Source organism: Periweissella beninensis (assembly GCF_016908275.1).
Taxonomy (GTDB): Bacteria; Bacillota; Bacilli; order Lactobacillales; family Lactobacillaceae; genus Periweissella; species Periweissella beninensis.
This window is the reverse complement of record NZ_JAFBDN010000010.1, coordinates 16,604-42,462: the sequence shown is the minus strand read 5'-3', so window position 1 is coordinate 42,462 and position 25,859 is coordinate 16,604. Positions and strand designations below refer to the sequence as shown.

Here is a 25,859-nt window from a genome sequence, read left to right as displayed (position 1 = left end):
TTTAAATGAATATACAAAGAATTTATTCTAATTAATTATCAACAAATATTTACACGTATTTATACCTTAAAAATATATTTCAAAGATGGTTAGTGACTTAATAATATACAAAAGAAGGGTTGCATTTTTACAAATCCAACCCTTCTTTTGTATATACTAATATCGATCTTTTAGTAGCACATACCTTCTAGTAAATAAAGCTTTGCTTATGTTAATGAATAGCCAATAAATCATCACCTTGTTCAATATATGAGTTAGGTGTTAACACATTTTTAACTTCCGTACCTTCTGGTTTACCAGTAACAATAATCATAGTAGTTGCTTGCAAGCCAGCAGCCTTCACACTAGCAATGTCCACTGTTCCTAATTGATCACCGATATTAACACGATCACCTTGTTTAACATTTGAAGTAAATCCTTTACCTTCTAAGTTGACAGTATCAATTCCAATATGAATCAACACTTCAATCCCTTCATCAGTAGTTAAACCATAGGCATGATGAGTTGGGTACGCAACTGAGATAGTCCCTGATACTGGTGAAATAATTGTTTCCTTATTTGGTTCGATTGCTACGCCCGTGCCCATGGCTCCACTTGCAAATACAGGATCAGGAACCTTGCTAAGCTCAACAATGGTTCCAGTCACCGGGGCTGCCACAACTTGATCATTAGCTGTTAATTCATAAGCCACCTGATTCGTTTTTGTTGCACTATTTGCTGTGCTTGTAGTTTCTTTAGCAAATACCCGTTTCCCATATACATAAGTCGCACTAAAGGAAATTACAAAACTGACAATTACTGCGATGAAAAAACCAATCCATGAATGCGCTGGAATTGCAATAAATCCAATTAATCCTGCTGGTCCAAGTGAAGAAGATAAGACATGGAATAATCCCATGATTGCTGATGAAACCCCAGCAGCACCTAAAGCAATAAAGAATGGGAATTTGTATTTTAAGTTAACCCCAAACATTGCTGGCTCAGTAATTCCTAACATTGCTGAAGCTCCAGCTGATGAAGATAAGGCCCGCATCTTTTCATTGCCCTTCGACAGGAAGTAAATTGCAAACGTAGCCGCTCCTTGTGCCACGTTGGCAGAAGTCGCAATTGGGAAAATGAAATCACCACCAGTTCGCTTAATATCAGCTAACAATTGGGTTTCAATAGCTGGGAAACTTTGGTGTAAACCAGTTACAACAATTGCTGAATAGAATAAACCAAAGATTCCCATCCCAGCAGCCCCAAGGCTTGTATATAACCATACTAATCCATCAGTTAACCCATTTGAAACGGTTCTTAAAACTGGTCCAACAACTGCAAATGTTAAAAAACCAGTGATAATTAATGCAAACATTGGTGTAAAGGTAAAGTCAACTGCGCCTTTTAAGTGCTTATGGAAGAATTTTTCCAAAGTTGCTAAAATAAGTGCTACACCAATTACAGGTAATACTTGACCTTGATAGCCCGCTTGCGCAATGTGCAAACCAAAAATATCCCATTGTGGCATTTTACCACTTGCTACTGCTTCAGCAACGCTGTAACCATTAATAAGTGCAGGCATAACTAGCATCATTCCGGCAGCTGCTCCTAAAATTTCATTACCACCGAACCGCTTAGTCGCCGTAAACCCAATCAAAATTGGTAAGAAAGCAAAGGGAGCACTTGCCATTAAGTTAACCATTTCTGAAATACCGGTAATCCGGGGATACATTTGTACTAACGATTCTTTTCCAAATAAACCAGCCCCAGTTAAAATATTATTCAAAGCCATCAATAAACCACCAGCTGTCAAAGCTGGAATTAATGGTACGAAAATATCTGATAATACTTTAACTACGGCCATCACTGGATTATTTTTAGTTCCCGCTTCGGCTGCTAGTTTCTTTAACTCATCTGGTGTTGCAGTTGATACATTGGCTATTTTTACATATTCATCATAAACACCATTCACATCACCAGGACCTACAATAATTTGAAATTGACCGGCTGATTCAAATGTCCCTTTTAAATCAGGATCATTATCTAGCGCTGCCATGTCAATTTTATCTTTATCCTTAATAATAAGTCTTAGTCTAGTTGCACAGTGTGCTGCTGTAGCAACATTGTCTTTTCCTAAGGCCGCATTAACACGACCCGCAACAGCTTTATAGTCCATAATATTATCTCCTTAATAAAGGTTCTTTTTTGATAAATCATTCATTACTAAAAATTTTGTTCAATTGTAATTGGCTGGCGTGCTTTTAAATTAATTATTTTAACATCGCCAAAGAATCTAGCGGAGAAAGCATACTGCCCGTTATTAACAAATATTTCGACGGTACTATTATCAATAAAAATTTCTAATGTATTAATTACTGCTTCTACTGTTCGTACTTCTTTCATTCCATTGTGCCAACTAATTCTTAATAGCGTTAATTTATTATTGCTTAATTCAAGTACTAAATTTTCAGTAATTTTTAATTCAAAATCAACTACATTAGTTAGCTTTACATATTGTGGTACTAATTTTGCCTCCCAAGTCATAACTTGGTCACTTTGTTTTTGCTTAAATAATTCCTTAGTTTCAATAATTGGTAATTGGTATAAATGATTTTGTTCTAAAACTAATTCACGTGGTTGTGATAATATATGCATCCAATTGTCTTTTTTAGTTGGCAAACTTTCTTCAACCGCTGCCGGCATAATTCCCATCCAACCCCATATTAAATGTTTATTGTTAGCTAAATTCATTGTTTGCGGTGCATAATATTCAAAACCATAGTCAAATTCTTGATAATTAGTATTAACGTTAAACACACCATTTTGGTGATCAAAATTACCAACAACATACCCAGTGTTATGAATATTTTTGAAACGCTCTCCTTCGGCCGCATGTCCTTGTAACGAAAACATTAATACTTGTTGTTTGCCAAAATCAATTAAGTCTGGACATTCAAGCATATACCCTCGATAGTTAGGTAATTGTGATCCTAGAATCGATCCTCTAAACTGCCAATTTTTTAAATCATTTGACTGATATAAAATAATGTCCCCAGTTAGCGTATCGGCCTTTTGAGCTCCTAGGATTAACTGCCATTGTCCATTAGCGGCGCGCCAAACCTTAGGATCACGAACATGCCGCGTGTATCCTTTAGGGTGTGGAAACATTTCGCCTAATTTTTCAAACTTAAGACCATCTGCTGAACGCGCAATATTTTGGTGACTGGCACAACTTTCGCCATTACTATCTCGAATATTACCAGTATAGACAACATAGAGATACTCATCATGGATAAAAGCTGTTCCAGAATAAATTCCAGCACTATCATATTCTGCTGATGGGCTCAAAGCAATTGGTTCGCGATGCCAATTTTTTAAATCTTTACTTATGAAGTGTCCCCACACTTTATATTTATGATCTAATGCTTTGGGATTCCACTGATAAAAAACGTGATAGTAGCCTTTAAAATAAATTAACCCATTTGGATCGTTTAACAAACCAAATTGTGGTGCTAAATGAAAAGCTTCAAAAAGCTTTTCATTATCGATTTTAAAATCTAATCTCTGTGTACTCATTAGTTTCTCCCCTATGTCGAAAAGTTTTTTTGGAACCGGTTTCACAACTTAACAAAATATATTGTAAACGCTTACAATATATTTTGTCAATCTTTTTTTTAATTTATTCAAAATAATTAGCATTAAAAAAATAAAAGTTGACCTGTCATATCTGGTACAACTTTCACTTTTTAAATAACTAATTTTGTATGGTATCTTAGCTGTCTAATTGCTTGGTACTTTCACCAAGATGTAATTCACTCTTTAATTTAATTTCATGCACAGCGCTTAATTCTTTGTGGATAACCTTTTGTAAAAGATTCATAACCATTGCACCAGCTTCTTGATATGGAAACTTAATTGTCGTTAAAGCTGGTGTCACTAAATTAGCTAGGCTAGTACCACCAAAACCCACAACTTGAACATCATCAGGTACTCGCAAATTAAGCTCATGTAAAGCGCTTAAAGCGCCCGCAGCAATCGTATCAGTAATGGCTACGATGAAATCATATTGTTTCTTTTTAAATGCAACTAATGTCGCTTCTTTGGCATCTGCTTGTGCAAATGTCGTTGTTTCTTCTGTTAAAACTTGGTGATTATTTGCCTGTGTAAAGCCTAATTTAAACCCTTCATAGCGTAATTTACCAACTGCTTCATCAACTTGCGGATTGATTGTCAACAATAATGTATTTTTGGGCGTTTTACTTCCAACAAACTGTCCCATTTTAAAACCTGCTTCATAATCATCCATAACAACATGCGAATATGTTGGGCTATCTTGACCATAAATAACTACTGGCATCGGTACTTCATCTAATGTTGCCTTTAATTCACTTGATAGTCGCGCTGCCGAATATATAATTCCACTAACATTTTGCTGTGCCATTGTTTTAAGTGCACTGATAACTCGTTGATCCTTTTGATAAGTATTCACAATTAGCAGTTGGGTTCGCTCATCATATTGATCGATACCCTTTAATAAATCTGTCATCACAGTTGAATTTAGTCGTGGCACTAAAACTCCTACTAATGCTGATTGATTTTGCCGAATACTTTGCGCAAATACATTCGGTTGATAATCTGTTTTTTCAATAACTTCAGCAATTTTTGCTTTTTTAAATGAACTAATTGGCCCATTGTTTAAATAGCGTGAAACCGTACTTTTAGATACACCTGCTAAACGTGCAATATCATTTATCGTCAATTTTTCTTTATTAGACACAAGTTTTTCACCTACTTTTATTATTTTCTTGTGGATAAATCTATTATACCTAATTTCATTTCCCATTTGTGTGGAAAAACTGTGGCTGTTTTCTGATTTGCTTAGATAGAACAGCGCGATTATAAAAAGAGAGACGCACAGTTCGTATTAGCCATATATTAAAAATATACGAAAAGGACTGAGTTTATAAAAATTCAGTCCTTTTCGCATACTTTAACCGGGAGTTGTATTACCCTATGTAATTTTAATTACCTAAAGTTTGAAAACGGGGATCTAAAACATCACGTCCTTGAGTTGCCTCAATTTCATTGATAATTGCACGAACCTCATCAGTTGTCATAGCAGTCATTAATTTTTCACGTAACTCATGGGCATTTTTTAAGCCTCGTACATAAATTTTAAAGAAACGTCGTAACGCGATAAATTTTCGTGTCCCAAATTTTTCGAAAAATTCATCAAATAAGTCTAGTTGATATCGTAATAAATCAAAAGTTTCCATTAAAGTGTGTTCTTGTGGTTCATGCTCAAAACAGAACGGATTCGCAAATACGCCACGTCCTATCATAACACCGTCAACACCAGGATGTTCTGCTACCAAAGCTAAACCTTCAGCCACAGAATTAATGTCGCCATTAATTTGAATTAACGTATGTGGTGCAAGCTCATCACGCATTTTTACAATTTCATCAATCTTTTCATAGTGGGCTGGAACCCGACTCATCTCTTGCCGACTACGTAAATGTACCGTTAAAACCCGGATATCCTGTTTTAATAAAAACGGTAGCCATTCATTCATCTCATCAACTTTAGCAAATCCTAAACGCGTTTTGACACTCACTGGTAGACCACTCATTTTAGCAGCTGCAATAATTCCCTTTGCGCGATCAAAATGGCGAATTAAGTCACTCCCACCACCATTTTTAATAACCGTACCATCTGGGCAACCCATGTTTAAATCAATTGCTTGATAACCCATCTCAGCGACAGCCTTTACCGGTTCAATAAAATCGGTTGGCTTATCACCCCAAAGTTGCGCAACTGGCATGGTTTCACTAGGGTCAACATATAAGCGACCTTGAACTGAAAATTTGGCTTGTGGATGGGTCACCGACCGTGCATGTGTAAATTCTGAATAATATACATCTGGTGCGGCGGCTTTTGCCACCACCCGCCGAAAAACTGTGTCTGTCACAGCCTCCATAGGCGCTAAACTAAAAAATGGTCGCTTATTTCCTTCTTTGTCGTGTGCCTTGGCAACCACATTTTGCCAGAAATCTAAACTATTTTGTGTCATTAAAAGCTTACTCCCTTAATATTTTAATTACCCTATTTTCGATTTCCTGGCTGGTGAAATCAATAATAGTTATTTATTCAAGTTCCCAAGTAACTTATTAAGTATGCAATCTTTACCTTTAATTTTCAAGTATCATGCTTAAAAACTAAAAATAATTGCCATTAAAAGACCAATAATATACAGTCCCATTATGATAACTGTATTTTTTATGGTTAAAATAAATGAACCTTTTTTAGTGCGGTCTTGCCAAAAATACTTAAAATGGTTCACAATTGGTAAAATACCAATCAAGCTTAGCAAGGTTGACCAGGGTAGAATGTGGACAAGCACACCATAACCAACACTGAGATATCCACATGTGTATAAAATTAAATAAAGATACAAAGCCTTAGTTTGGCCCAAGTAGTAAACTAGGGTACGGCGATCTTCTTTTAAATCTTCTTGATAATCACCAATATTATTAGCAAGCATAATATTAGCAATACTAAAAATACCCATTGCGGCGGTAATAAATACTGTCCATATTAAACTACCAGTTAACTTGACATTATTAACTAGCACAACCATTAACACAATCACAAAGCCCATTGTTAAACCTGAAAAAGTCTCACCTAAGGGCGTTCTTGAAATTGGCTTAGGGCCTCCTGAATATAGGAACCCAACACCATAGCTTAAAATAGCTAAAATTGGCCATACTATTCCGCCAACTCTTACCCAAACAAACAAACCTAAACCAGTAGCAATTATCATTAACGTAAGCAAAACTTTTTCAACTTGTTGTTTAGTAAGTGATTCACGCCCGATAACATCATTAACGCCCGCCTTAAAAGTTGCGTGTTTCGCATTTAAATAATCTTGCAAATTATCCCAAACATTAGTTGCTAAATGAAAGGCAACTGCAGCTAAAAAAAAGAGGCCAATATTGACCCAATCAAGGGTAATGTGATGATAGCTCGTGTATAGCACCCCGATTATAAATGGTAACACACTCGCAATTGCTGACTTAATTTCAATTAAGTCCATTAATACTTTTCGTTGCATTTTCATTCTCCTTTATTGCGCTAATATTCATTTTATAGAATTTAAAGTTAAATTTCTACTACCTCACTTGTTAAAATTAAGTAAAAAATATCTTCACTAAAACAAAAAAACGTTCCACAATATGCATTGTGAAACGTTTGAAACATTGCCATACAAGCTGTATATTAACGTTTTGAGAATTGTGAAGCTTTACGAGCCTTTTTAAGACCGGGCTTCTTACGTTCCTTGATACGTGCATCACGAGTCAATAGACCTGCACTCTTCAATGGACCGCGGAAGTCTGGATCAACTGTAAGCAATGCACGGGCGATTCCGTGACGAGTTGCTCCAGCTTGACCTGAGAAGCCACCACCATTAACGTTAACAAGAACGTCATAGTTACCTGAAGTTTCAGTTACTGCAAATGGTTGCATAACTACTTCACGTAAGTTAGCGAATGGAACGTATTCAGTAATATCTTTACCATTCATAGTAACCTTACCGTTACCGGGTACTAAACGTACACGAGCAACAGAGTTTTTACGACGACCTGTGCCGCTGTATTGAACTGTAGCCATTTCCACTCTCCTCCTTAGATTAAGTTAGTAATATCTAAAACTTCTGGTTGTTGTGCTTCATGCTTGTGGTTAGCATCAGCAAAAACGTGAAGCTTCATACCTTGTTTACGACCCAAAGAACCCTTTGGTAACATACCCTTAACTGATAATTCAATCAAACGTTCTGGGTTGTTTGAACGTAATTCACCTGCTTGACGTGACTTCAAACCACCTGGGTGATTTGAGTGGTGATAGTAAATCTTGTCAGTAGCCTTTTTACCAGTCAACTTAACGTCAGCAGCGTTGATAACGATCACGTTGTCACCTGTATCAACGTTAGGTGTGAATGTAGGCTTGTTTTTACCACGTAAAACTGAAGCAACGACTGATGCTAAACGTCCCAATGGAACGTCAGTAGCGTCAACAATGTACCACTTGCGTTCAATTTCGCCTGGTTTTGCCATAAATGTAGTGCGCATGGAAAATTCCTCCGTTTTTGTTTGTTTACAATCAATTAATCAATCTTACCGGGACTTTTTAATGTGGATGGTAAACAATACCGTCCTTAACTATACTGTTAATTGACCAATAAGTCAATGAAAAACTTTACTTTTACCCTGATTAGCCTTAGTAAAAAACTTTAGCTAGATATAATCCATGCGCTGGTGCAGTTAATGGTGCTGCTTGGCGATCCTTAACGGTGTACAGTCTTAAAATATCGTGCACTGGGCGCTTTTTGGTACCGATTTCTAATAAGACAGCCGTCATGATACGCACCTGATTATATAAAAAGCCTTTACCTTGAAATACAAATTCTATCTCATTGGTTGTAGCATGTTCAATTAGCTGCACATCAAAGATTTCACGGACAAAATTAGTCGCTTGTGTACCGGAAGCAACAAAGCTGGAAAAATCATGAATACCAACTAAGTCCGGCATGGCCTCCCGGATTAATTCTAAATCTAGTGCATATTTAAAATTATACATGTAGCGTCTTTTAAAAGGATCAACAAAATCACTTCGCGAAATTTTATAGACGTATTCTTTACCCACATTACTAAAACGTGCATGAAAGTCGGCAGTCACCTGTTCGACCTCTGTTACAACGATATCAAGTGGTAATAGTGCATTTAAGCCTCGTCGAACTCCTTGAGCTGGAATATCAAACGGTAAATCAAAATGTACGACTTGGCCATACGCATGAACTCCTGAATCTGTTCGTCCAGAACCGTGGACTTTTAATGCTGGTGTTGGGTTTTTAGCCATTTTATTTACGGCTAAGGTTAGTACTGATTCAACAGTTCGTTGCTTTGGCTGTCGTTGAAATCCAGCAAAATCAGTACCATCATATGAAATTGTAACTTTATAACGTTGCATAGTAACTAAATCCTCGATTAATAATTTAAAAAAATTACAATTATTCTGTAACTCATATAAAATGCTTAATTATTATTAAAATAATTAATAGTAAACCAAATACTAAGCAAGCCATTGTATCTCGCCGATGCCACACCAATATACGATAACGACTACGGGGTTTATCAATTTGATATCCTCTAGCCTCCATCGCATCTCCTAATTCAATGGCTCGTTTCATCGCATTAGTAAACAATGGAATTAAAATTGGAACTAAAGCTTTGACACGTTTAATAATGCCACCATTAGCAAAATCAACACCACGGGCCCGCTGGGCATTCATGATTCGTTCTGTTTCATCCATCAATGTGGGGACAAAGCGTAAAGCAATTGATAACATTAATGAAACCTCATATACCGGAAACTTTATTTTTAATAGGGGCTTCATTAAATACTCTAAAGCATCGGCTATTGCTAGTGGTGACGTGGTTAGCGTTAACACGGTTGACATCATAATGATTAAAATAAATCTAACTAAGACATATACAGCATTCAGCAATCCTATATCAGTAACTTTAAAAATCCAATAGTTCCATAAAACATGGCCACTGGGGGCAAAAAACATTTGAATAAAAACCGTAAACGTGATTAACCAAATTAATGGTTTAATCCCCTGAATATAAGTTTTTAAGCTAACTTTAGTTAAGCTTGTCACTGCAATTGTAAATAACCCCATTATAAGGTACCCTAGCCAGTTAGTTACTTCAAAAATAATAAATATGTAGGCAATACTTAATAATACCTTGGCGCGTGCATCCATACGATGAACAAATGAGTCTTTGGGGACGAAGCGACCAACAATTAACTTATTCATCATTTTGTCGGTCTCCTTCAATTTTTATTTTTTGCATTAATAAATCGGCTAATTCCGTAACATTAGTTGGTAGTGCAGTTAGCTCAATACCATTTTGCTTCATTTTTTGTACAAATTGGATTACTTTAGGTGTGGCTAATTGGTGCTGCTTTAACCATTTTTCATCCGCAAATAATGTTAATGGTGTTGTCGTTTTAACCACTTTTCCAGTATCCATTACAATAACGTTATTAGCATACCGCAATACATCTTCCATTTGATGTGTCACTAAAATTACGGTTAGTTTTTTTGCTTGGTATAACTGTGCAAACATCTGCATAATTTCCAACCGGCCCTTAGGATCTAAGCCTGCTGTCGGCTCATCTAATACCAAAATTTTAGGTTCCAAGGCTAAGACCCCAGCAATTGCCACTCGCCGCATTTGTCCCCCAGATAATTCAAATGGTGATTGTTGCCATAAGTCATCTGGCAATCCCACTAGTCGCAACGCCTCTTTAGCTAATCTGCTAGCTGCTTCCTTACTTTTACCAAAATTAAGCGGGCCAAACATGACATCTGCCAAAACCGTTTGTTCAAATAATTGATTTTCAGGAAATTGAAAAACCATCCCCACTTGTGAACGAACTGTAGCTAGTGTTTTTTGCTTGGTTTGGGGTGTAATTCTACAATCATTAACGGTAATAAGACCTTCTGTTGGAATTAATAACCCGTCTAATAGTTGTAAAATCGTTGATTTTCCCGATCCAGTATGGCCAATTAAAGCCGTGTAAGAATTGGTTGGTATTTCTAAACTAACATTTTCTAATGCTTGATATGCAAATGGGGTTTGCGGCTGATATGTAAAACTTACTGATTCGAATTTAATTCCCATAGCCAATCAAGTAATCCTTTCTCATCCAAATAATGTGTTGGCGTCTTTATGCCCGCTTTTTGTAACGCCCCTTTGACCTGTTGGGCGAAGGGCACATCCAAACCTAGATTAAGTAACCTATCACCATGGGCAAAAATTTCCGTTGGTTGACCAGTTTCGATTAATTGGCCGTCATTAATAATGATAATTTTATCTGCTAATGCTGCTTCATCAATGTCATGGGTAATTGAAATAACCGTTAAATCATCCCCACGTTCTTTTTTTAATTTTTGGACTAATTCAATAATTTCTTGACGGCCTTGCGGATCTAACATTGATGTAGCTTCATCTAAAATTAATACTTGTGGTTCAATCGCTAACACCCCAGCAATTGCCACCCGTTGTTTTTGTCCACCTGATAAGCTACTAGGTTCATGTTGAGCAAATGTTTGCATGTTAACTGCCATTAATGCTTGCTGTACTCTTACCTGCATTTCCTCTCGTTTAATATTCCGATTTTCCATACCAAAGGCCACATCGTCTTCAACAGTTGCCCCTACAAATTGATTTTCAGGATTTTGAAATACCATTCCTATTTTTTCTCTGATTTGCCACATATTTACTTCATTTACAAGCATATCAGCCACTTTAATAGTGCCTTCATTAGCTATCAATAAATAATTCAGCAATTTAGCTAATGTTGATTTTCCTGAACCATTATGGCCAATGATTGCCACCCATGCACCTTGTTTTACATCGAATGAAATATCATTCAAAGCCTGCCGGTTACTTTGTGGATATTTAAAAGTTAAATTTTTAACTTCGATTATGTTACTCATTGCTGATCCTCAATTTACTAATATTTATTCTATCAATTAGCCCGCTTTAACATTAAAATATTAAAGTAGTTGATATTTTTTGAGTAGTTTACTAATTTTTTGGTATGATGTTAGGGAAGCTTTTTGTTAGAATAATTTTTAGCATCTACGTAAAAGTTAGGTTACTAATCTATTAATACTAAGCATATATTATACACAAATTTTTTTAAAGAAGTTACTGCCAATAACTTCTTAAAGTTGGAAAGGGATTTTTTATGGCTAAAACAAAGCTCCACACCTTATGGAACCGGTATCCTGCTATTAAACATGAACTAGGTTCCGTTATTTCATTAATTGAAGACAGTATTAACTTAGAAGACTCAGATGTCAAAAAAGCCATTATAGGTATGGTTGAAAATGGTGGCAAGATGCTCCGTCCTGCTTATACATTATTAATGTCATCATTTTACACTGACAATCGTGAAAAAATGATTGGTTTAGCTGCTGCAATTGAAACCCTTCATACAGCATCATTAATTCATGACGACATCATTGATAATGCACAAACACGCCGTCATCAAGTATCACTACAACATCAATTTGGTAAGGATACTGCCGTTTATGCGGGTGACTACTTATTTGTTATTGTCTTCCAACTTTTAAGTCACTATCATAACGATCTTGATAACGTAAAGAACAATATTGGTTATTTAAACAATATTCTACGTGGTGAGTTACAACAAAAAGCTTCTCGCTATAATTATGATATGGACATTACAACTTATTTGCAACAAATAGAGGGTAAAACAGCTGAATTATTTATTTTAGCAGCTACGATTGGTGCTAATGATGAAGGTGCATCTCAGGCCTTCATTAAATTGGCCCAAGATATTGGTCATAACATTGGTATGGCTTTTCAAATCTTAGATGATATTTTAGATTATGATGAAAGTAGTCAACAAATTGGTAAACCAACCTTAGAAGATCTGAAACAAGGGGTTTACTCTGCCCCTTTAATTTATGCTATGAATAGTCATGCTAGTGATATTATTCCGGTTTTAAAAAAGCAAACAGCCATTACCAACGATGAAGCCCTAATAATTGATAAGCTTGTTCGTCAGTATGGAGTCCCAAAAGCTAAAAAATTAGCCGATGATTATACGCGCGCTGCCTTAAACGATATTCAAAAATTACCAGCGCATCCAGCAAAGCAAACACTACTTAAACTAACGGCTCAGTTGTTAAAGCGTAAAGTGTAAAAACTAGCCAAGCTAATTTTCACGTGTTCTTTAAACAGAAGTGTTCTGCAGATAATAGACCAAAAACACAGTTACTTTAACAATAGCCTTGTTTTTGGTCTGTTTTTATGCACTTTTACCTAAAGAAACACCTTTTTAATCACATTCAAGTGCTCATCAAACTGATAATAAATTGGTTCCCCATTGCCGACCTCAATACTTTTAATATCTTCATCGCTCACTTGATCCAAATATTTAATTAGTGCCCGCAACGTACTTCCATGAGCAACCACTAGTTGTGGCTTCCCTTGCAACAATTGGGGGGCAATTTGATCTTGCCAATACGGTAATAGTCTCTGATATGCCATCGCCAAGCTTTCACCACGGGGCTCGATTCCAGCTGGATACTGACGTAGCGTGGCCAGTTTCGCTAATAATGGTGGAATTGCTGTATAACTACGGCGCCATTTTTGGACTTGTTCAGCACCATAATCTTTTTTTGCTATTTCCTTATTTAACCCTCGTAATGCTCCATAATGGCGTTCGTTTAAGCGCCACGACTTATTTAGTGGTACCCACAGTTGATCGATTTGTTCCATGACAATATTTGTTGTTTGAATCGCCCGTTTTAAATATGATGTATGGACCTGGCTAAATTTAATTTGACAAGTTTTTATCTTTTGCCCCGCTGCCATTGCTTGCTTAATACCTAATTCGGTTAATGCTACATCCGACCAACCTGTAAAAATATTATCCCGATTAGCAACACTCTGTCCATGCCGCATAATTATCAATTCACTTGCCATTTCCTTACCTCTTTACTTAGCTATATTATTCCCAAGTTGCTAAAAAGTTTTGATATTTTGCTTCACGCTTAGCTTGCAACTCCACTGCTGATAACGAATTTAGTTCTGCTAATAATCTTGTTAAGCTACTTTCTAAATTAATTAATAAATCATTATTTTCAGCAATAACCTCGTCGACTAAACCCAATGCACTTAATTTTTGTGCAGTCATTGGCAATACTTCATTTAAAGACACACTATCATTAACTTTTTTTAAAATTGCTCCCACCACTTCTGGACTTGCTACACTGAATAAGGCATGCTCAAACATAACAATTTTATTGCTATTGGCTAATGCAAGTGCTCCACCACTATAACCTTCACCAATAATTACCGCAATATTTGGAACCGTTAACTGTCCCATTTTTCCTATCATGTTCGCTAATGCTAAACTTTGCCCATGGTCTTCTGATGCCAATGAAACATCAGCGCCAGGCATATTAATAAAAGTAATTACTGGTCGCTTAAATTTTTCAGCCTGATTCAGTGCTCGTAAGGCCTTGCGATATCCCGTAACACGTACCGCACCAAAATTCATCTGTATTCGTTCTTTAATCGTATGTCCACGATTGACCGCTAATACGGTTACTGGTGTATTTCCAAACAATGCTACCCCTGCAGTTAAGCTAGGATCATCCCCCAATATGCGATCACCATGTATTTCCAAAAAATCCGTAAACAATGTCTTAATAACCGTTTGACTATCAATCCGATTATTTGCCCGAACAATTTTAATTTTTGCTTTTAAATCCATTATTAACTCCCAAATCATGCAACTTTAATACTTGTACTAGTTTTCTTCTTAATTGATTACGCTCAATCACATCATCAATTAATCCTTGTGTTAATAAATGATGCGCTTTTTGAAAATCACTAGGTAATGGCTCGCGAATTGCCTGTTCAATCACTCGTCGGCCAACAAAACCAATTGTTGCCCCGGCTTCACCAAAAACATAATCACTTTTAAAAGCAATACTCGCAGAAGTTCCCCCCATTGTTGGGTCAGTCAAGATATTAATAGTTAAAATTTCGGCCGCATTCAACTTTTCAAATTCATATAAAAGACTATTCATTTGTAATAAAGCATATATTCCCTCTTGCATTCGTGCACCACCACTAGCCGTAAATAAAATAAACGGTAATTGCTGTAATCGTGCTTCTTGCATTGCAAATCTTAAGCGTTGCCCTAGGCCAGTATTAAGCGTGCCCATCATAAAGTGACTATCCATTACTGCCAAAACAACTACGTATTTATCAATCCATGCTTTGCCAACCACAATTGCTTCATCCAAACCAGTTTGTTCTTGCGCCTTAGTTAACTTATCTTTGTAATTGGGAAATTTTAAATTATCATGATCATGTTGATTAAACGTAAATGGTTCAAATTTATCACTTACTAAATCAATGCGTTGCCAAGCCGTCAATCTTTGTTCTTGCGTATCCATTATTTAATCCTTCACTTAAAATTCAAGTAAAATACTCCCATAGCTAAGACCGGCACCAAAGCCCGTTAGTACCAATTTTTTGCCCTTCAAATCAACATTTTGGTTCCATAATTCGGCAAATGCCATTGCTATTCCTGCTGACGAAGTATTTCCGTAATATTCAACATTATGACAAAATTTTGTCATCGGCTGCTCTAACTCAATAGCAATTTTTTCAATAATTCGTAAATTGGCCTGATGAGTTATAAAGTAATCAATATCCTCTGCTTTTAATTTAGCGTTCGTTAAAAATTCTTGAATATGGGTAGGTACCGTAGTGGTAGCAAATTCAAATACACTTCGGCCTTCTTGGAAAAAGGCATCTGTTTTGGGATAATTACTAGTCTTAATTTCAGTTATTGGATAAGTTCGCCCAGAATGAATTGTTTCGCCATCACCCATAGTATGCAAACTTTCGGCATAAATGTTGTTTACTTGCTCATCAGCAACTAATAATGCTGCCCCTGCCCCATCTCCAAAAAAAACGGCAGCTGTGCGGTCAGTAAAATCCATCATTTTAGTATTAACTTCAGCACTAATGACCAACGCACTTTTATACATACCTGATTTAATAAATTTATCTGCTGTACTTAGAGCGAAGACAAACCCCGCACAGGCAGTACTAATATCATACGCCCATGCATTAGTAGCCCCCAATTTGGCTTGAACGATTGCTGCTGTAGCTGGTGTTTGGGCATCTGGGGTAATGGTACTAATGATAATTAAATCAACGTCCTTAGCCGCATAGTTAGCCTGCGCTAACGTCTTTTGAGCTGCCTTTGTTGCTAGGTCTGATGTATTTTCACCATTCATTGAAAAATGACGCGTCTTAATTCCCGTATGGGCAACAATCCATTCATCATTTGTCTCCATTACCTCAGCTAGTTGATTATTAGTAACTACGGTGTTTGGTACATAATGTTGGGCGGCTAAAATTTTAGTTCCCATCGTCATTTTACTTTTCCTCTTCTCTATATTCATTATTACATTCAATTTTAAAAGCCTATCATAGTATTTTAACTTAAAATATGCTCTTTTTTAAAGTATTACCTCTTTTTAAACCAATATTTTAGCTATTTTTACATAGCAATCTTAAATATAAATTATCTTCAATGAATTTATAGTTCGTATTTTTCTAATAAAAATCGATATTTGTTTGACTTTTAAGGAATTCACTGGTAAATTAAGAACAATAAATTTTGAAAAGAGGTTAAAATTTCATGTCAAATTGGGACACAAAATTCGCTAAAAAAGGTTATACCTTTGATGATGTTGTGCTTAATAAGGTGGCACCTACCAATAAGCCAACAAGCGTTGATTTAAAGACTACTCTTGCACCAAATCTTCATTTAAACATTCCGGTTCTTAGTGCCAGTATGGATACTGTTACCGAAGCTAACATGGCGACAACTTTAGCTAATCAAGGTGGTCTTGGTGTTATTCATAAAAATATGAGTATTGCTGATCAAGCTGCAGAGGTTGCTAAAGTCAAAGCTGTCCCAGTTGATAAGAAAACAAACCCACTTGCTGCAGTTGATGCTACTGGTCACCTTTTAGTTGCGGCCGCAGTGGGGGTTACCTCTGATACTTTTGATCGGGCAACTGCTCTCTTCCAAGCAGGAGCAGATGCTTTAGTAATTGATACAGCGCATGGACACTCAGCTGGTGTTCTCCGCAAAATTGCCGAAATTCGCGCTGATTTTCCCAATAATACCTTAATTGCCGGTAACGTTGCTACTGCTAGTGGGGCCCGTGCTTTATTCGATGCTGGTGTTGATATCGTAAAAGTAGGTATTGGCCCAGGTTCAATTTGTACAACTCGTGTTGTGGCTGGTGTGGGTGTTCCACAATATACTGCCATTAATGATGCTGCTAAAATTGCCAAAGAATTTGGTAAGACAATCATTGCTGATGGTGGCCTAAAGAATGCTGATGATATTACTAAGGCAATAATGGCTGGTGGTAATGCAATTATGGTTGGCTCTATGTTGGCTGGTACCGATGAAGCGCCTGGCCAAGTCTTTACTGGTGAAGATGGCCAAAAATACAAAACCTATCGTGGCATGGGATCAATTGGTGCAATGCAACGTGGTTCCTCAGATCGTTATTTCCAAGGTGGCGTTAATGAGGCCAATAAATTAGTTCCTGAAGGAATTGAAGGTCGAACTGCTTATAAAGGGGCTGCTACAAGTGTTATCGCTAATATGATGACTGGCTTAAAAGACAATATGCAAAACCTTAATAAACTAACCTTAAATCAGCTTATTGACGATACTACTGATATTAAGATTACGCACCCTTTTAATGACAATATCTCAACAATTGGTTTTGAAAATGTACTATTACAACCAGCAGCCTCAGATGTCTTACCAAATAGCGTGAGCCTCAAAACTAAACTTGCTGATAGTCTTACCTTAAACATTCCAATTATTGCTGCTAGTGCTGTTACGGATGCATCATTAGCGGGGGTCATGGCACAACAAGGCGGACTTGGAATCATTACTAGTGCCTTATCAGTCGATCAACAAGCAAAAGAAATCAGTTTAGTTAAATCATTTGAAATTGCTAAAGAAGCAACTCCAAATGCCGTTACTGATCAACATGGTCATCTCGTAGTTGGTGCTGAATTAATTGTAAGTACTTCAACTATCACTGATATTGCCACTTTACGCGCTGTAGATGTTGATACAATTGCCCTAAAAGGCTTAACTGTATCAATTGCTAAAACAATTAAAACAACATATCCTGATTTACCAATCATTGCTAGTGAGATTGAATCAGCTACCCTCGCTGAGGAACTGTTTAATGTCGGTGTTGATATTGTGACAGTTACCAGTAATGATGGTGCTGCTTCAAACCTATTATTAATTGCCGATATTGCTAAACGAGCTGCCAAAACTGCTAAAACAGTTATTGCCCATGGTGCCATTAAATATTCTGGTGATATCGTTAAAGCATTGTCTGCTGGTGCTAATGCGGTCATGCTTGATTCAATGTTAGCTGGGACTGATGAAGCACGTCAAGGTGATGTTATTGCTACTGGGACAGAACATGTTCTTGCTGGCTATGAAGAACATACTACGTATACTGGCTCTGCGGCTGATGTTATTTTTCAAATGTTAGGTGGTTTACGTTCTGGAATGGGTTATACTGGAGCTGGGACTCCTGTTGCATTAATCAACAAAGCTGAATTTGTTCAAATTACTGTAGCAGGTCTGATTGAATCACACCCTCATGATGTTCAAATTACTAAATCTGCCCCTAACTACTCAAAATAATTATTAAGGAGTTTCCCATGACGAACAAAGAGTTCGATAAAATTCTTGTGCTTGACTTTGGTAGTCAATACAATCAATTAATTACTCGTCGTATTCGCGAATTTGGTGTCTTTTCAGAACTCAAATCGCATAAACTTACCGCTAATGAGATTAAAGAAATTAATCCAAAAGGAATTATCTTCTCTGGTGGTCCCAATTCAGTTTATGCTGATGATGCTTTTAAAGTTGATCCAGCCATTTGGGACTTAGGCTTACCCATTCTTGGTATTTGCTATGGAATGCAATTAATGGCCAATGAACTGCCCGGTGGTGAAGTACTGGGGGCCGCAGATCAAGAATATGGCATTACGGATATTGATGTTAAACTAAAAACTTCACCGCTTTTTACAAATACGCCGGTTAACCAAGTAGTCCTAATGAGTCACGGTGATAAAGTAACCCAACTCCCCAATGGCTTTGAAGCTGTTGCGGTTTCTAAAAATACCCCCTTTGCCGCCATTCAAAATTTAGATAAGAACTTCTTTGGTATTCAATTCCACCCAGAAGTGCGCCATTCGGAATATGGTAATGACATTTTGAAAAACTTTGTCTTTAACATTGCTAAAGCCACTGCTAATTGGTCAATGGATGACTTTATTATTGATAGTATTGCTAAAATCAAAGAAACCGTTGGCGATCGTAAAGTGTTACTTGGCCTTTCTGGTGGCGTTGACTCCTCAGTTGTCGGTGTTTTACTTCAAAAAGCAATTGGTGATCAATTAACTTGTATCTTTGTTGATCATGGCCTTTTACGGAAAGATGAAGCTGAGCAAGTAATGGCGAGTTTAGGCACTGGTTTTGGCTTAAACATCATTAAGGTTGATGCCCAAAAGCGCTTCCTTGATAAATTAGCTGGGGTTACTGATCCTGAAACGAAACGTAAAATTATTGGTAAAGAATTTATTGAAGTCTTCAATGATGAAGCTTTTAAATTAAAGGATGTTGACTTCTTAGCGCAAGGAACACTCTATACTGACGTTATCGAATCTGGTACTGATACAGCGCAAACAATTAAATCTCATCATAACGTTGGTGGTTTACCAGCTGAAATGACATTTAAACTTATTGAACCCATGAACACTCTCTTCAAGGATGAAGTCCGGGCAATTGGTGAAAAACTAGGTATTCCACATAATTTGGTTTGGCGCCAACCTTTCCCAGGGCCTGGTTTGGGAATTCGAATTTTAGGTGATATCACTGAAGATAAGTTACACATTGTCCGCGAAACAGATGCAATTTTACGCGCAGAAATTGCTAATCATGGGCTTGAAGAAGATATTTGGCAATATTTCACTGTATTAACTGGGGTCCGTTCAGTTGGTGTTATGGGAGATGGCCGAACTTATGACTACACGCTTGCAATTCGTGCGGTAACATCTATTGACGGCATGACTGCTTCTTTTGCTAAGATTCCATGGGAAGTCTTAGAAGATATTTCAATTCGGATTGTCAATGAGGTTGATCATATTAACCGCGTAGTGTACGACATTACTAGTAAGCCACCTGCAACAATTGAGTGGGAATAAAATAAGCTAGTTCCGTTAAACTAAATAACAGCTTAAATTAAAAAACAACTACTTCATGATTTGAAGTAGTTGTTTTTTTAACATAAAATATGCATTTCTTCAAAAAAAGAACAAAATACAATTCTGAGCAGTAAGGTGTCATTTTTATCATTAACTTAATGAATAAATATCATATTTGATATTTAATTTTTTTAAAATTAACCGATAACTTCTACAAGAAGGTATTAATTCTTACTACATATAGAGGAATTTCATATGAATAATTTATTTTTTGCATCTATCCATGATGCAATTTTATTTTGTCAAAAACATCCAGATCAGCTTGTCTTACTATTTGCCAAACATGCTACGTTTTTGGATGCAGTTTCCAATTTTCCAGATAATCTAATTATTACATCTAGTGATGCTAACATTTCTGCCAGTGGTCGCACTACTACTGGCTTAAGTGGCTTTAGTATCTCGCTTATGCTCGCGCAAGTCATCCCTGTTTCCAGTTTGCCAATGTTACAGGCCCAACAACTAGAAGATGCTTATCAGCAAGTCAAAAAAAATAAAAATGCGTGTTTATTTTTATTATGTGATGGCACTAAACAAACTGAAGAAATATTTTTAAACTCTCTATATTTTATTGATGATGCTTTTAAAATTATTGGTGGTAGCGCTGCTGATGCTCAAGCTGGTGAAACAACCATTTTTTTTGGCCAAACTAAGGTTGATAACCTTGCAATTTTTTTAAATATTCAAAGACCGACTAAGCTTATCAAAGAAAATCTATACCAACCGACGAATAAACAATTATTAGTAACTCATGCCGATATGATTAGCCGTACTGTTTATACATTTAACAATCAACCTGCAGCTATTGAATATGCACGCCAACTCAATGTTTCTGTTCAAGAATTAGCCAACTTATTTTTATCAAATCCGCTTGGTAAAAACATTAATGGCAATTTTTATATCGCCTCACCACGTAACATCAATAAAGATATGTCGATTACTTTTTATTCACAGATTGTCCCAAATACTTTTGTTGATATTCTTGAATTATCCGCCCTCAAAGAAATTATTCAAACTACTCAAACAACCGTCAAAAAACAACCAAGCTTTATTTTTTCAATTCACTGTATTTTGCGCGATACTTATCTAAATCAAACTAATCAATGGCCGTTAATAATTAATAATCTTAATCAAATTAGCCCCCATCAGACAGGTTTTGTAAGTTATGGTGAACAACTTTTTAACTTACACTTAAACCAGACAATGACACTTTTAGTAGTGGAATAACAATCAAAAAAGGACCTACTTATGTTTAACATTATCAAAAAAAATACACCTATTGTAACACAACCAACAATTGACCTCGAAGCTTCTACTGTTGAAAATCAAGCTAAAATAAATAAAGCAACCCATAGTGCAGTTTATCGCCTTAGTATGCAAGTTAAAAAACATTTTAATAGTTTACTTAAGCAAGAAGGTACTATGACCTATGGCTTAAAAGAGCTTAATACTGGTAATCTTGATACAGTCACTGGCATTGAAAACATATCAACGAATATAACTGATCTTAGTACCCAAAATGAAAACTTAGCTATTGAAATTGAGCAGATGGCTAAACAATTACAAGTTACAAATCATCATATTGTTGATTCTACTTCAACATTTGCGAATACCACTCAAAGTATAAATGAACTTACAACGACACTAAAAAATTTTTCTGATACTATGAGTGCGCTACGGCTCGAATTTAATCAAATAGCTAACAAAGTAACCACCATCAATGAAATAGCTGAAAATACCTCTCTATTGGCGCTCAATGCTTCAATTGAAGCTAGCAAAGCTGGCGAAGCGGGTCGTGGTTTTGCTGTAGTGGCTAAAGAAACTACTAGTTTATCTGAAGATACCAAATTTTTTTCAAAAGAAATTTTAAATTCAATGGATAACTTAAATAATTTAGTTATGGTCCTAGAAAATCAAGTCGCTCAAAGTACAAGTACTATTGATCAGACAACTAGTATGGTTGAAAAATCAAAAAATGATTTATCTGAAATTTCTACGGCTGAAACTGTTGTCGGTACCAAAATGAAAGAAGTACTCACAATTCAAAGTGTTAATAGCAGTACCCTTGATGAAATTAGTAATCATATTGATCGCCTTGTCAAACGTTCTAAAGATGAACATGCTAGTTTACAAACGTTGATTAATACTATTGATAATAAAGCTAGTAACTATCAAACAATTAGCAATAACCTCGAACAATTAAGTCGAATTACCCATCATTAATATGCTAGCAAACATTAACTTTGCAATGTCAAAAAGCCGCACGTGTCAACTTGCGGCTTTTTAATTATACTAATTTTTATTTTAATAAATATGTGTTTTATTCAGCTACTTTTAATTCACGATAATTGGTTCTTAATAGACTAATTGCGGTTGAAATTGCTATTAAGATGATCAATACATTTAAAACGATTAATGGTAACTGTTTAACTAACGTTACTGCCACAATAACTCCTAAAATACCACCTAGTATAATTCCCGCAAACCCATTCCAGTTTACGCGACCCATCTTAACAAATTGAACACCTGAGATAGTCATAATCATCGCAGCATCAAGCATCATAACCGGAAAAGCAATACTGGGATTAACCCCGACCAAAGTAAAAAATATTAATTCTGGTGCATAATTTCCGAGCCCTAAAGTCATTAAATTACCCAAGATAAAATTAAAAATTAGTCCCAATGGTAAGAGTAAACCATGTAAACCGTGTGTTGTTTCTGCTGCTGAAGCAATTTGTCCTAATAAAAAAATTTTTAAAATAACAATAAAAGCTGCAATTATTAGGGCCAGTGCTAAAGCGAGTCTAATAAACTTGACATTCCATTTTCTAGTTATCATGGGCCCCATAAATGCCCCTAGTGCCGCCGCCAGTGTCATTGGTATTAGTGTTGTCAATTCAATTTTAACTGCTGTAATAAACAATAAAGCTTCACACATAACCGGAATTGCATGTACTGCATTTAATGTTCCTGGTAAAAGCCGATCATCATTAGAAAGTTTAGTTACTTTAAATAATGCAGTTGTAGTTGCAAATGAACCCACACCTAGGGTATCACCGAGGTCAGTTAAAAAACCAATTAATGCCCCTGTTCCAAATTTATTAAATAAATTAATATTTCTTTTTTTACTGGCAACAAGTAACATTATTGCAAATCCAACCAAACCACATATTAATAATAGTTGAATCATACGTAACGCAATTAAATCATTCATCCGTCTCTCCTACCCAATTGATAGTTATAGGTATATCTAAAAATAAATTTATGTACAAAAAAATCTCACATGATGGTAGCGCGACTATGATTTTTAAAAATCATTGCCATTCAAGCTAGACTTAGACGGACGGAAATGCCCATCCACCATCATAACGCTTTATACTATCCATCATGGAGATTGATTTGATCTACAAGTAGATTAATTATATGGAGTTATTGATTAATCAACGAGTTCCAAGACAACCATTTGCGCAGCATCACCACGACGTTGTACTGTCTTAAGAATTCGAGTGTAACCACCATTACGTTCAGCGTAACGTGGTGCCAATTCATCAAATAACTTTTGCAAAGCAGTTTGAACCTTGATGTTATCGCCGTCTTCTTTCACATCAGCAACAACATTACGAACGAATGCAGCAGCTTTACGACGAGAAGCCAAATCACCATGCTTACCAAGTGTAATCATCTTGTCAGCAGTCTTACGAACTTCCTTAGCTTTTGCTTCAGTAGTTACAATACGACCATTAACAAGCAAGTTAGTAGTCAAATCACGTAAAAGAGCTTTACGTTGTGAGCTAGTACGACCTAATTTACGGTAACTCATGAATGGATACCCTCCTTTTACTTAAATTTACTAGTCTTCCTTCCGGAATCCTAAACCTAATTCTGAAAGCTTGTGTTGAATTTCTTCTAATGATTTACGACCTAAGTTGCGCACCTTCATCATGTCAGCATCAGATTTATCAGTCAATTCTTGAACCGTGTTGATTCCAGCACGTTTCAAACAATTGTATGAGCGAACTGATAAATCAAGTTCTTCAATCGTCATTTCTAACATTTTTTCTTTGTGCGTTTCTTCCTTTTCAACCATAATCTCAGCATTCTTAGCTGTATCTGTCATTTCAACAAACATTGCTAAGTGTTCTGTTAAGATTTTAGCTGCCAAGCTAATGGCTTCACTAGGAGTGATTGAACCATCTGTCCAAACATCCAGTGTTAATTTATCATAGTCATCACGTTGACCAACACGAGTGTTTTCAACTTGATAGTTCACTCGTTCGATTGGGGTATAAATTGAATCAATTGCTAACACACCAATTGGTAAATCATCGCGAAGTGCTTTACTGTCATCGGCTGACAAGTAACCACGACCACGGTTAGCAGTCAGAGTCATATGCAAACTAGCACCATCGGCAACTGTTGCAATATATAAATCTGGATTCAAAATAGAAACATCAGCGTCTCCAAGAATATCAGCAGCTGTAATAGTTGCTGGTCCTTGCACGTTGACTTCTAATGTTTTGTCTTCATCGCTATCGATCCGCAATGAAACTTTCTTCAAATTAAGAATGATTTGCGTAACATCCTCCACAACACCTTCAACGGTTGTGAATTCATGCAAAACACCGTCAATCTGAACTGAGTTGACTGCAGCACCAGGCAATGATGACAACAAGATACGTCGAAGTGAGTTACCTAGTGTAGTACCGTAACCACGTTCGAGCGGTTCAACAACAAATTTACCATATTTGTCATTTTCTTCAATCTTGTAAATGTTAGGCTTTTCAAATTCGATCATGCTTTTAGTAACCCCTTTCAAAACGCGTACGCTGTATAATTGATTCGATTTCTCGAGAGAATTGAGCTAATTCTCAAAATGAGAACTTCCTCGACTAGACACGACGACGCTTTGGTGGACGAGATCCATTGTGAGGAACTGGTGTAACATCTTTAATTGCTGTTACTTCAAGACCAGCAGCTGCAAGAGCACGGATAGCTGCTTCACGACCTGAACCAGGTCCCTTAACAGTTACTTCAACAGTTTTCATACCGTGTTCCATTGCGCCTTTAGCAGCAGCTTCTGATGCCATTTGAGCAGCAAAAGGTGTTGACTTACGGCTACCTTTAAATCCAAGTGAACCAGCTGAAGACCAAGCAACAGCATTCCCTTGAACATCAGTAATCATAACAATCGTGTTGTTAAATGTAGCATGAATATGAGCAACACCGGCTTCAATATTCTTCTTAACACGACGTTTGCGGTTAATACGACCTGCCATGAGATTTAATCCTCCTTATCTTTTAAATTAATTACTTCTTCTTACCAGCAATTGCTTTAGCTGGTCCCTTCCGAGTACGGGCGTTATTCTTAGTGTGTTGTCCACGAACTGGAAGACCTTTGCGGTGACGAATACCGCGGTAAGATGCAATTTCTTGCAACTTCTTAATGTTTAATGCAACTTCACGACGTAAGTCACCTTCAACCTTAACACTATCAACAACTGCACGGATAGCATCTTCTTGATCTGCAGTCAAATCGCGTACACGAACTTCTTCTGAAACGTTGGCTTCAGCCAAGATTTTCTTAGCAGTTGTGTTACCGATTCCGTAAATGTAAGTCAAGCCAATAACAATACGCTTGTCACGTGGCAAGTCAATACCTGCAATACGGGCCATAAATTTTCACCTCCAAAAAAGTTTACAATACTTTATATACTAATAGTCAGATAATTACTTACCTTGACGTTGTTTATGTTTCGGGTTTGCTGCGCAAATTACCATAACACGGCCGTTACGTTTGATCACTTTGCAGTGTTCGCACATTGGCTTAACTGATGGACGTACCTTCATTAATCTATTCCTCCTATTCG

Annotated in this window: 26 protein-coding genes and 1 pseudogene; 6 read left to right on the top strand and 21 right to left on the bottom strand. The window is 36.5% G+C overall.

The window, feature by feature from the left end:
- Window positions 1-211 precede the first annotated feature (211 nt).
- The 11 genes from JOC59_RS05400 to JOC59_RS05350 all read right to left on the bottom strand — a co-directional run bounded on the left by JOC59_RS05400 (window position 212) and on the right by JOC59_RS05350 (window position 11,546).
- On the bottom strand, window positions 212-2,155 hold the full coding sequence (locus JOC59_RS05400) for a sucrose-specific PTS transporter subunit IIBC (RefSeq protein ID WP_205143778.1): 1,944 nt from the start codon (window positions 2,153-2,155) through the stop codon (window positions 212-214).
- A 47-nt stretch (window positions 2,156-2,202) separates the two neighbouring features.
- Window positions 2,203-3,555 (bottom strand): glycoside hydrolase family 32 protein, encoded by a 1,353-nt coding sequence (locus JOC59_RS05395; RefSeq protein WP_205143777.1) that lies wholly within the window; start codon window positions 3,553-3,555, stop codon window positions 2,203-2,205.
- 196 nt (window positions 3,556-3,751) lie between these two features.
- A complete protein-coding gene (locus tag JOC59_RS05390; protein WP_205143776.1) occupies window positions 3,752-4,756 on the bottom strand; it encodes a substrate-binding domain-containing protein in 1,005 nt (334 codons plus the stop codon).
- A gap of 244 nt (window positions 4,757-5,000) precedes the next feature.
- Complete coding sequence (locus JOC59_RS05385) at window positions 5,001-6,050, bottom strand: tRNA dihydrouridine synthase (RefSeq protein ID WP_205143775.1); 1,050 nt, start codon at window positions 6,048-6,050, stop codon at window positions 5,001-5,003.
- A gap of 138 nt (window positions 6,051-6,188) precedes the next feature.
- On the bottom strand, window positions 6,189-7,091 hold the full coding sequence (locus JOC59_RS05380; protein WP_205143774.1) for a UbiA family prenyltransferase: 903 nt from the start codon (window positions 7,089-7,091) through the stop codon (window positions 6,189-6,191).
- A 164-nt stretch (window positions 7,092-7,255) separates the two neighbouring features.
- Window positions 7,256-7,648 (bottom strand): 30S ribosomal protein S9, encoded by a 393-nt coding sequence (rpsI, locus tag JOC59_RS05375; protein WP_205143773.1) that lies wholly within the window; start codon window positions 7,646-7,648, stop codon window positions 7,256-7,258.
- Between the two features lie 14 nt (window positions 7,649-7,662).
- Entirely contained in the window at window positions 7,663-8,106 is a 444-nt protein-coding gene (rplM, locus tag JOC59_RS05370) for a 50S ribosomal protein L13 (RefSeq protein ID WP_205143772.1), read from the bottom strand.
- Window positions 8,107-8,254: 148 nt separating this feature from the next.
- Window positions 8,255-9,004: a tRNA pseudouridine(38-40) synthase TruA gene (gene truA, locus JOC59_RS05365; RefSeq protein WP_205143771.1), complete on the bottom strand. Its 750-nt coding sequence runs from the start codon at window positions 9,002-9,004 to the stop codon at window positions 8,255-8,257.
- Window positions 9,005-9,056: 52 nt separating this feature from the next.
- The gene (locus JOC59_RS05360) at window positions 9,057-9,860 is read right to left on the bottom strand and encodes an energy-coupling factor transporter transmembrane component T family protein (protein ID WP_205143770.1); all 804 of its coding nucleotides are present in this window, start codon (window positions 9,858-9,860) and stop codon (window positions 9,057-9,059) included.
- The gene (locus JOC59_RS05355) at window positions 9,850-10,728 is read right to left on the bottom strand and encodes an energy-coupling factor transporter ATPase (RefSeq protein ID WP_205143769.1); all 879 of its coding nucleotides are present in this window, start codon (window positions 10,726-10,728) and stop codon (window positions 9,850-9,852) included. The genes JOC59_RS05360 and JOC59_RS05355 overlap by 11 nt, the downstream gene beginning before the upstream one ends.
- Entirely contained in the window at window positions 10,704-11,546 is an 843-nt protein-coding gene (locus JOC59_RS05350; RefSeq protein WP_205143768.1) for an energy-coupling factor ABC transporter ATP-binding protein, read from the bottom strand. Before JOC59_RS05350 ends, JOC59_RS05355 begins: the two co-directional genes overlap by 25 nt.
- A gap of 254 nt (window positions 11,547-11,800) precedes the next feature.
- Here JOC59_RS05350 and JOC59_RS05345 point away from each other — a divergent pair, with 254 nt between their 5' ends.
- Window positions 11,801-12,784, top strand: a complete 984-nt coding sequence (locus JOC59_RS05345; protein WP_205143767.1) for a polyprenyl synthetase family protein — start codon at window positions 11,801-11,803, stop codon at window positions 12,782-12,784.
- A gap of 119 nt (window positions 12,785-12,903) precedes the next feature.
- On the opposite strand, the gene JOC59_RS05340 is transcribed toward JOC59_RS05345, so the two are convergent.
- The 4 genes from JOC59_RS05340 to JOC59_RS05325 are packed head-to-tail and all read right to left on the bottom strand — an operon-like array spanning window position 12,904 to window position 16,046.
- Window positions 12,904-13,569, bottom strand: coding sequence for a 2,3-bisphosphoglycerate-dependent phosphoglycerate mutase (locus JOC59_RS05340; RefSeq protein ID WP_205143766.1), 666 nt, complete (start codon window positions 13,567-13,569; stop codon window positions 12,904-12,906).
- 25 nt (window positions 13,570-13,594) lie between these two features.
- Window positions 13,595-14,362 (bottom strand): carboxyltransferase subunit alpha, encoded by a 768-nt coding sequence (accA, locus tag JOC59_RS05335; RefSeq protein WP_205143765.1) that lies wholly within the window; start codon window positions 14,360-14,362, stop codon window positions 13,595-13,597.
- Window positions 14,340-15,053, bottom strand: coding sequence for an acetyl-CoA carboxylase carboxyltransferase subunit beta (locus JOC59_RS05330; protein ID WP_205143764.1), 714 nt, complete (start codon window positions 15,051-15,053; stop codon window positions 14,340-14,342). The genes accA and JOC59_RS05330 overlap by 23 nt, the downstream gene beginning before the upstream one ends.
- A 15-nt stretch (window positions 15,054-15,068) precedes the next feature.
- Window positions 15,069-16,046, bottom strand: a complete 978-nt coding sequence (locus JOC59_RS05325) for a beta-ketoacyl-ACP synthase III (protein WP_205143763.1) — start codon at window positions 16,044-16,046, stop codon at window positions 15,069-15,071.
- A 266-nt stretch (window positions 16,047-16,312) separates the two neighbouring features.
- On the opposite strand from JOC59_RS05325, the pseudogene guaB reads away from it, so the two are divergent.
- The 5 genes and pseudogenes from guaB to JOC59_RS05300 form a co-directional block, all read left to right on the top strand.
- Window positions 16,313-17,329 (top strand): annotated as a pseudogene (gene guaB, locus JOC59_RS05320) (IMP dehydrogenase); the annotation flags it as partial.
- Between the two features lie 51 nt (window positions 17,330-17,380).
- Window positions 17,381-18,370 (top strand): IMP dehydrogenase, encoded by a 990-nt coding sequence (locus JOC59_RS05315; protein ID WP_420875267.1) that lies wholly within the window; start codon window positions 17,381-17,383, stop codon window positions 18,368-18,370.
- 17 nt (window positions 18,371-18,387) lie between these two features.
- Window positions 18,388-19,935 (top strand): glutamine-hydrolyzing GMP synthase, encoded by a 1,548-nt coding sequence (gene guaA, locus JOC59_RS05310; RefSeq protein ID WP_205143762.1) that lies wholly within the window; start codon window positions 18,388-18,390, stop codon window positions 19,933-19,935.
- Window positions 19,936-20,190: 255 nt separating this feature from the next.
- Window positions 20,191-21,219, top strand: a complete 1,029-nt coding sequence (locus tag JOC59_RS05305) for an FIST signal transduction protein (RefSeq protein ID WP_205143761.1) — start codon at window positions 20,191-20,193, stop codon at window positions 21,217-21,219.
- Between the two features lie 21 nt (window positions 21,220-21,240).
- Window positions 21,241-22,215, top strand: a complete 975-nt coding sequence (locus JOC59_RS05300; protein ID WP_205143760.1) for a methyl-accepting chemotaxis protein — start codon at window positions 21,241-21,243, stop codon at window positions 22,213-22,215.
- Window positions 22,216-22,312: 97 nt separating this feature from the next.
- Here the strand turns inward: JOC59_RS05300 and JOC59_RS05295 are convergent, their stop codons facing one another.
- The 6 genes from JOC59_RS05295 to rpmJ form a co-directional block, all read right to left on the bottom strand.
- Window positions 22,313-23,206 (bottom strand): sodium:solute symporter, encoded by an 894-nt coding sequence (locus tag JOC59_RS05295; protein ID WP_205143759.1) that lies wholly within the window; start codon window positions 23,204-23,206, stop codon window positions 22,313-22,315.
- A 222-nt stretch (window positions 23,207-23,428) separates the two neighbouring features.
- A complete protein-coding gene (gene rplQ / locus JOC59_RS05290) occupies window positions 23,429-23,812 on the bottom strand; it encodes a 50S ribosomal protein L17 (protein WP_205143758.1) in 384 nt (127 codons plus the stop codon).
- A gap of 30 nt (window positions 23,813-23,842) precedes the next feature.
- A complete protein-coding gene (locus tag JOC59_RS05285) occupies window positions 23,843-24,787 on the bottom strand; it encodes a DNA-directed RNA polymerase subunit alpha (RefSeq protein WP_205143757.1) in 945 nt (314 codons plus the stop codon).
- A 94-nt stretch (window positions 24,788-24,881) separates the two neighbouring features.
- The gene (rpsK, locus tag JOC59_RS05280; RefSeq protein WP_205143756.1) at window positions 24,882-25,268 is read right to left on the bottom strand and encodes a 30S ribosomal protein S11; all 387 of its coding nucleotides are present in this window, start codon (window positions 25,266-25,268) and stop codon (window positions 24,882-24,884) included.
- A gap of 31 nt (window positions 25,269-25,299) precedes the next feature.
- Window positions 25,300-25,665 (bottom strand): 30S ribosomal protein S13, encoded by a 366-nt coding sequence (rpsM, locus tag JOC59_RS05275; protein WP_205143755.1) that lies wholly within the window; start codon window positions 25,663-25,665, stop codon window positions 25,300-25,302.
- 54 nt (window positions 25,666-25,719) lie between these two features.
- The gene (gene rpmJ, locus JOC59_RS05270; RefSeq protein WP_205143754.1) at window positions 25,720-25,839 is read right to left on the bottom strand and encodes a 50S ribosomal protein L36; all 120 of its coding nucleotides are present in this window, start codon (window positions 25,837-25,839) and stop codon (window positions 25,720-25,722) included.
- Window positions 25,840-25,859: the final 20 nt, after the last annotated feature.

Excerpts from the sequence above, each read along its gene's own strand:
- JOC59_RS05385 (WP_205143775.1), bottom strand. The coding sequence starts at position 6,050 with ATGACACAAAATAGTTTAGATTTCTGGCAAAATGTGGTTGCCAAGGCA.
- rplQ (WP_205143758.1), bottom strand. The coding sequence starts at position 23,812 with ATGAGTTACCGTAAATTAGGTCGTACTAGCTCACAACGTAAAGCTCTT.
- rplM (WP_205143772.1), bottom strand. The coding sequence starts at position 8,106 with ATGCGCACTACATTTATGGCAAAACCAGGCGAAATTGAACGCAAGTGG.
- rpmJ (WP_205143754.1), bottom strand. The coding sequence starts at position 25,839 with ATGAAGGTACGTCCATCAGTTAAGCCAATGTGCGAACACTGCAAAGTG.
- JOC59_RS05380 (WP_205143774.1), bottom strand. The coding sequence starts at position 7,091 with ATGCAACGAAAAGTATTAATGGACTTAATTGAAATTAAGTCAGCAATT.
- rpsK (WP_205143756.1), bottom strand. The coding sequence starts at position 25,268 with ATGGCAGGTCGTATTAACCGCAAACGTCGTGTTAAGAAGAATATTGAA.
- JOC59_RS05285 (WP_205143757.1), bottom strand. The coding sequence starts at position 24,787 with ATGATCGAATTTGAAAAGCCTAACATTTACAAGATTGAAGAAAATGAC.
- JOC59_RS05330 (WP_205143764.1), bottom strand. The coding sequence starts at position 15,053 with ATGGATACGCAAGAACAAAGATTGACGGCTTGGCAACGCATTGATTTA.
- truA (WP_205143771.1), bottom strand. The coding sequence starts at position 9,004 with ATGCAACGTTATAAAGTTACAATTTCATATGATGGTACTGATTTTGCT.
- guaA (WP_205143762.1), top strand. The coding sequence starts at position 18,388 with ATGACGAACAAAGAGTTCGATAAAATTCTTGTGCTTGACTTTGGTAGT.
- rpsM (WP_205143755.1), bottom strand. The coding sequence starts at position 25,665 with ATGGCCCGTATTGCAGGTATTGACTTGCCACGTGACAAGCGTATTGTT.
- JOC59_RS05355 (WP_205143769.1), bottom strand. The coding sequence starts at position 10,728 with ATGGGAATTAAATTCGAATCAGTAAGTTTTACATATCAGCCGCAAACC.
- JOC59_RS05345 (WP_205143767.1), top strand. The coding sequence starts at position 11,801 with ATGGCTAAAACAAAGCTCCACACCTTATGGAACCGGTATCCTGCTATT.
- JOC59_RS05305 (WP_205143761.1), top strand. The coding sequence starts at position 20,191 with ATGAATAATTTATTTTTTGCATCTATCCATGATGCAATTTTATTTTGT.
- JOC59_RS05300 (WP_205143760.1), top strand. The coding sequence starts at position 21,241 with ATGTTTAACATTATCAAAAAAAATACACCTATTGTAACACAACCAACA.
- rpsI (WP_205143773.1), bottom strand. The coding sequence starts at position 7,648 with ATGGCTACAGTTCAATACAGCGGCACAGGTCGTCGTAAAAACTCTGTT.
- JOC59_RS05360 (WP_205143770.1), bottom strand. The coding sequence starts at position 9,860 with ATGATGAATAAGTTAATTGTTGGTCGCTTCGTCCCCAAAGACTCATTT.
- JOC59_RS05340 (WP_205143766.1), bottom strand. The coding sequence starts at position 13,569 with ATGGCAAGTGAATTGATAATTATGCGGCATGGACAGAGTGTTGCTAAT.
- JOC59_RS05400 (WP_205143778.1), bottom strand. The coding sequence starts at position 2,155 with ATGGACTATAAAGCTGTTGCGGGTCGTGTTAATGCGGCCTTAGGAAAA.
- JOC59_RS05295 (WP_205143759.1), bottom strand. The coding sequence starts at position 23,206 with ATGAATGATTTAATTGCGTTACGTATGATTCAACTATTATTAATATGT.
- accA (WP_205143765.1), bottom strand. The coding sequence starts at position 14,362 with ATGGATTTAAAAGCAAAAATTAAAATTGTTCGGGCAAATAATCGGATT.
- JOC59_RS05325 (WP_205143763.1), bottom strand. The coding sequence starts at position 16,046 with ATGACGATGGGAACTAAAATTTTAGCCGCCCAACATTATGTACCAAAC.
- JOC59_RS05395 (WP_205143777.1), bottom strand. The coding sequence starts at position 3,555 with ATGAGTACACAGAGATTAGATTTTAAAATCGATAATGAAAAGCTTTTT.
- JOC59_RS05350 (WP_205143768.1), bottom strand. The coding sequence starts at position 11,546 with ATGAGTAACATAATCGAAGTTAAAAATTTAACTTTTAAATATCCACAA.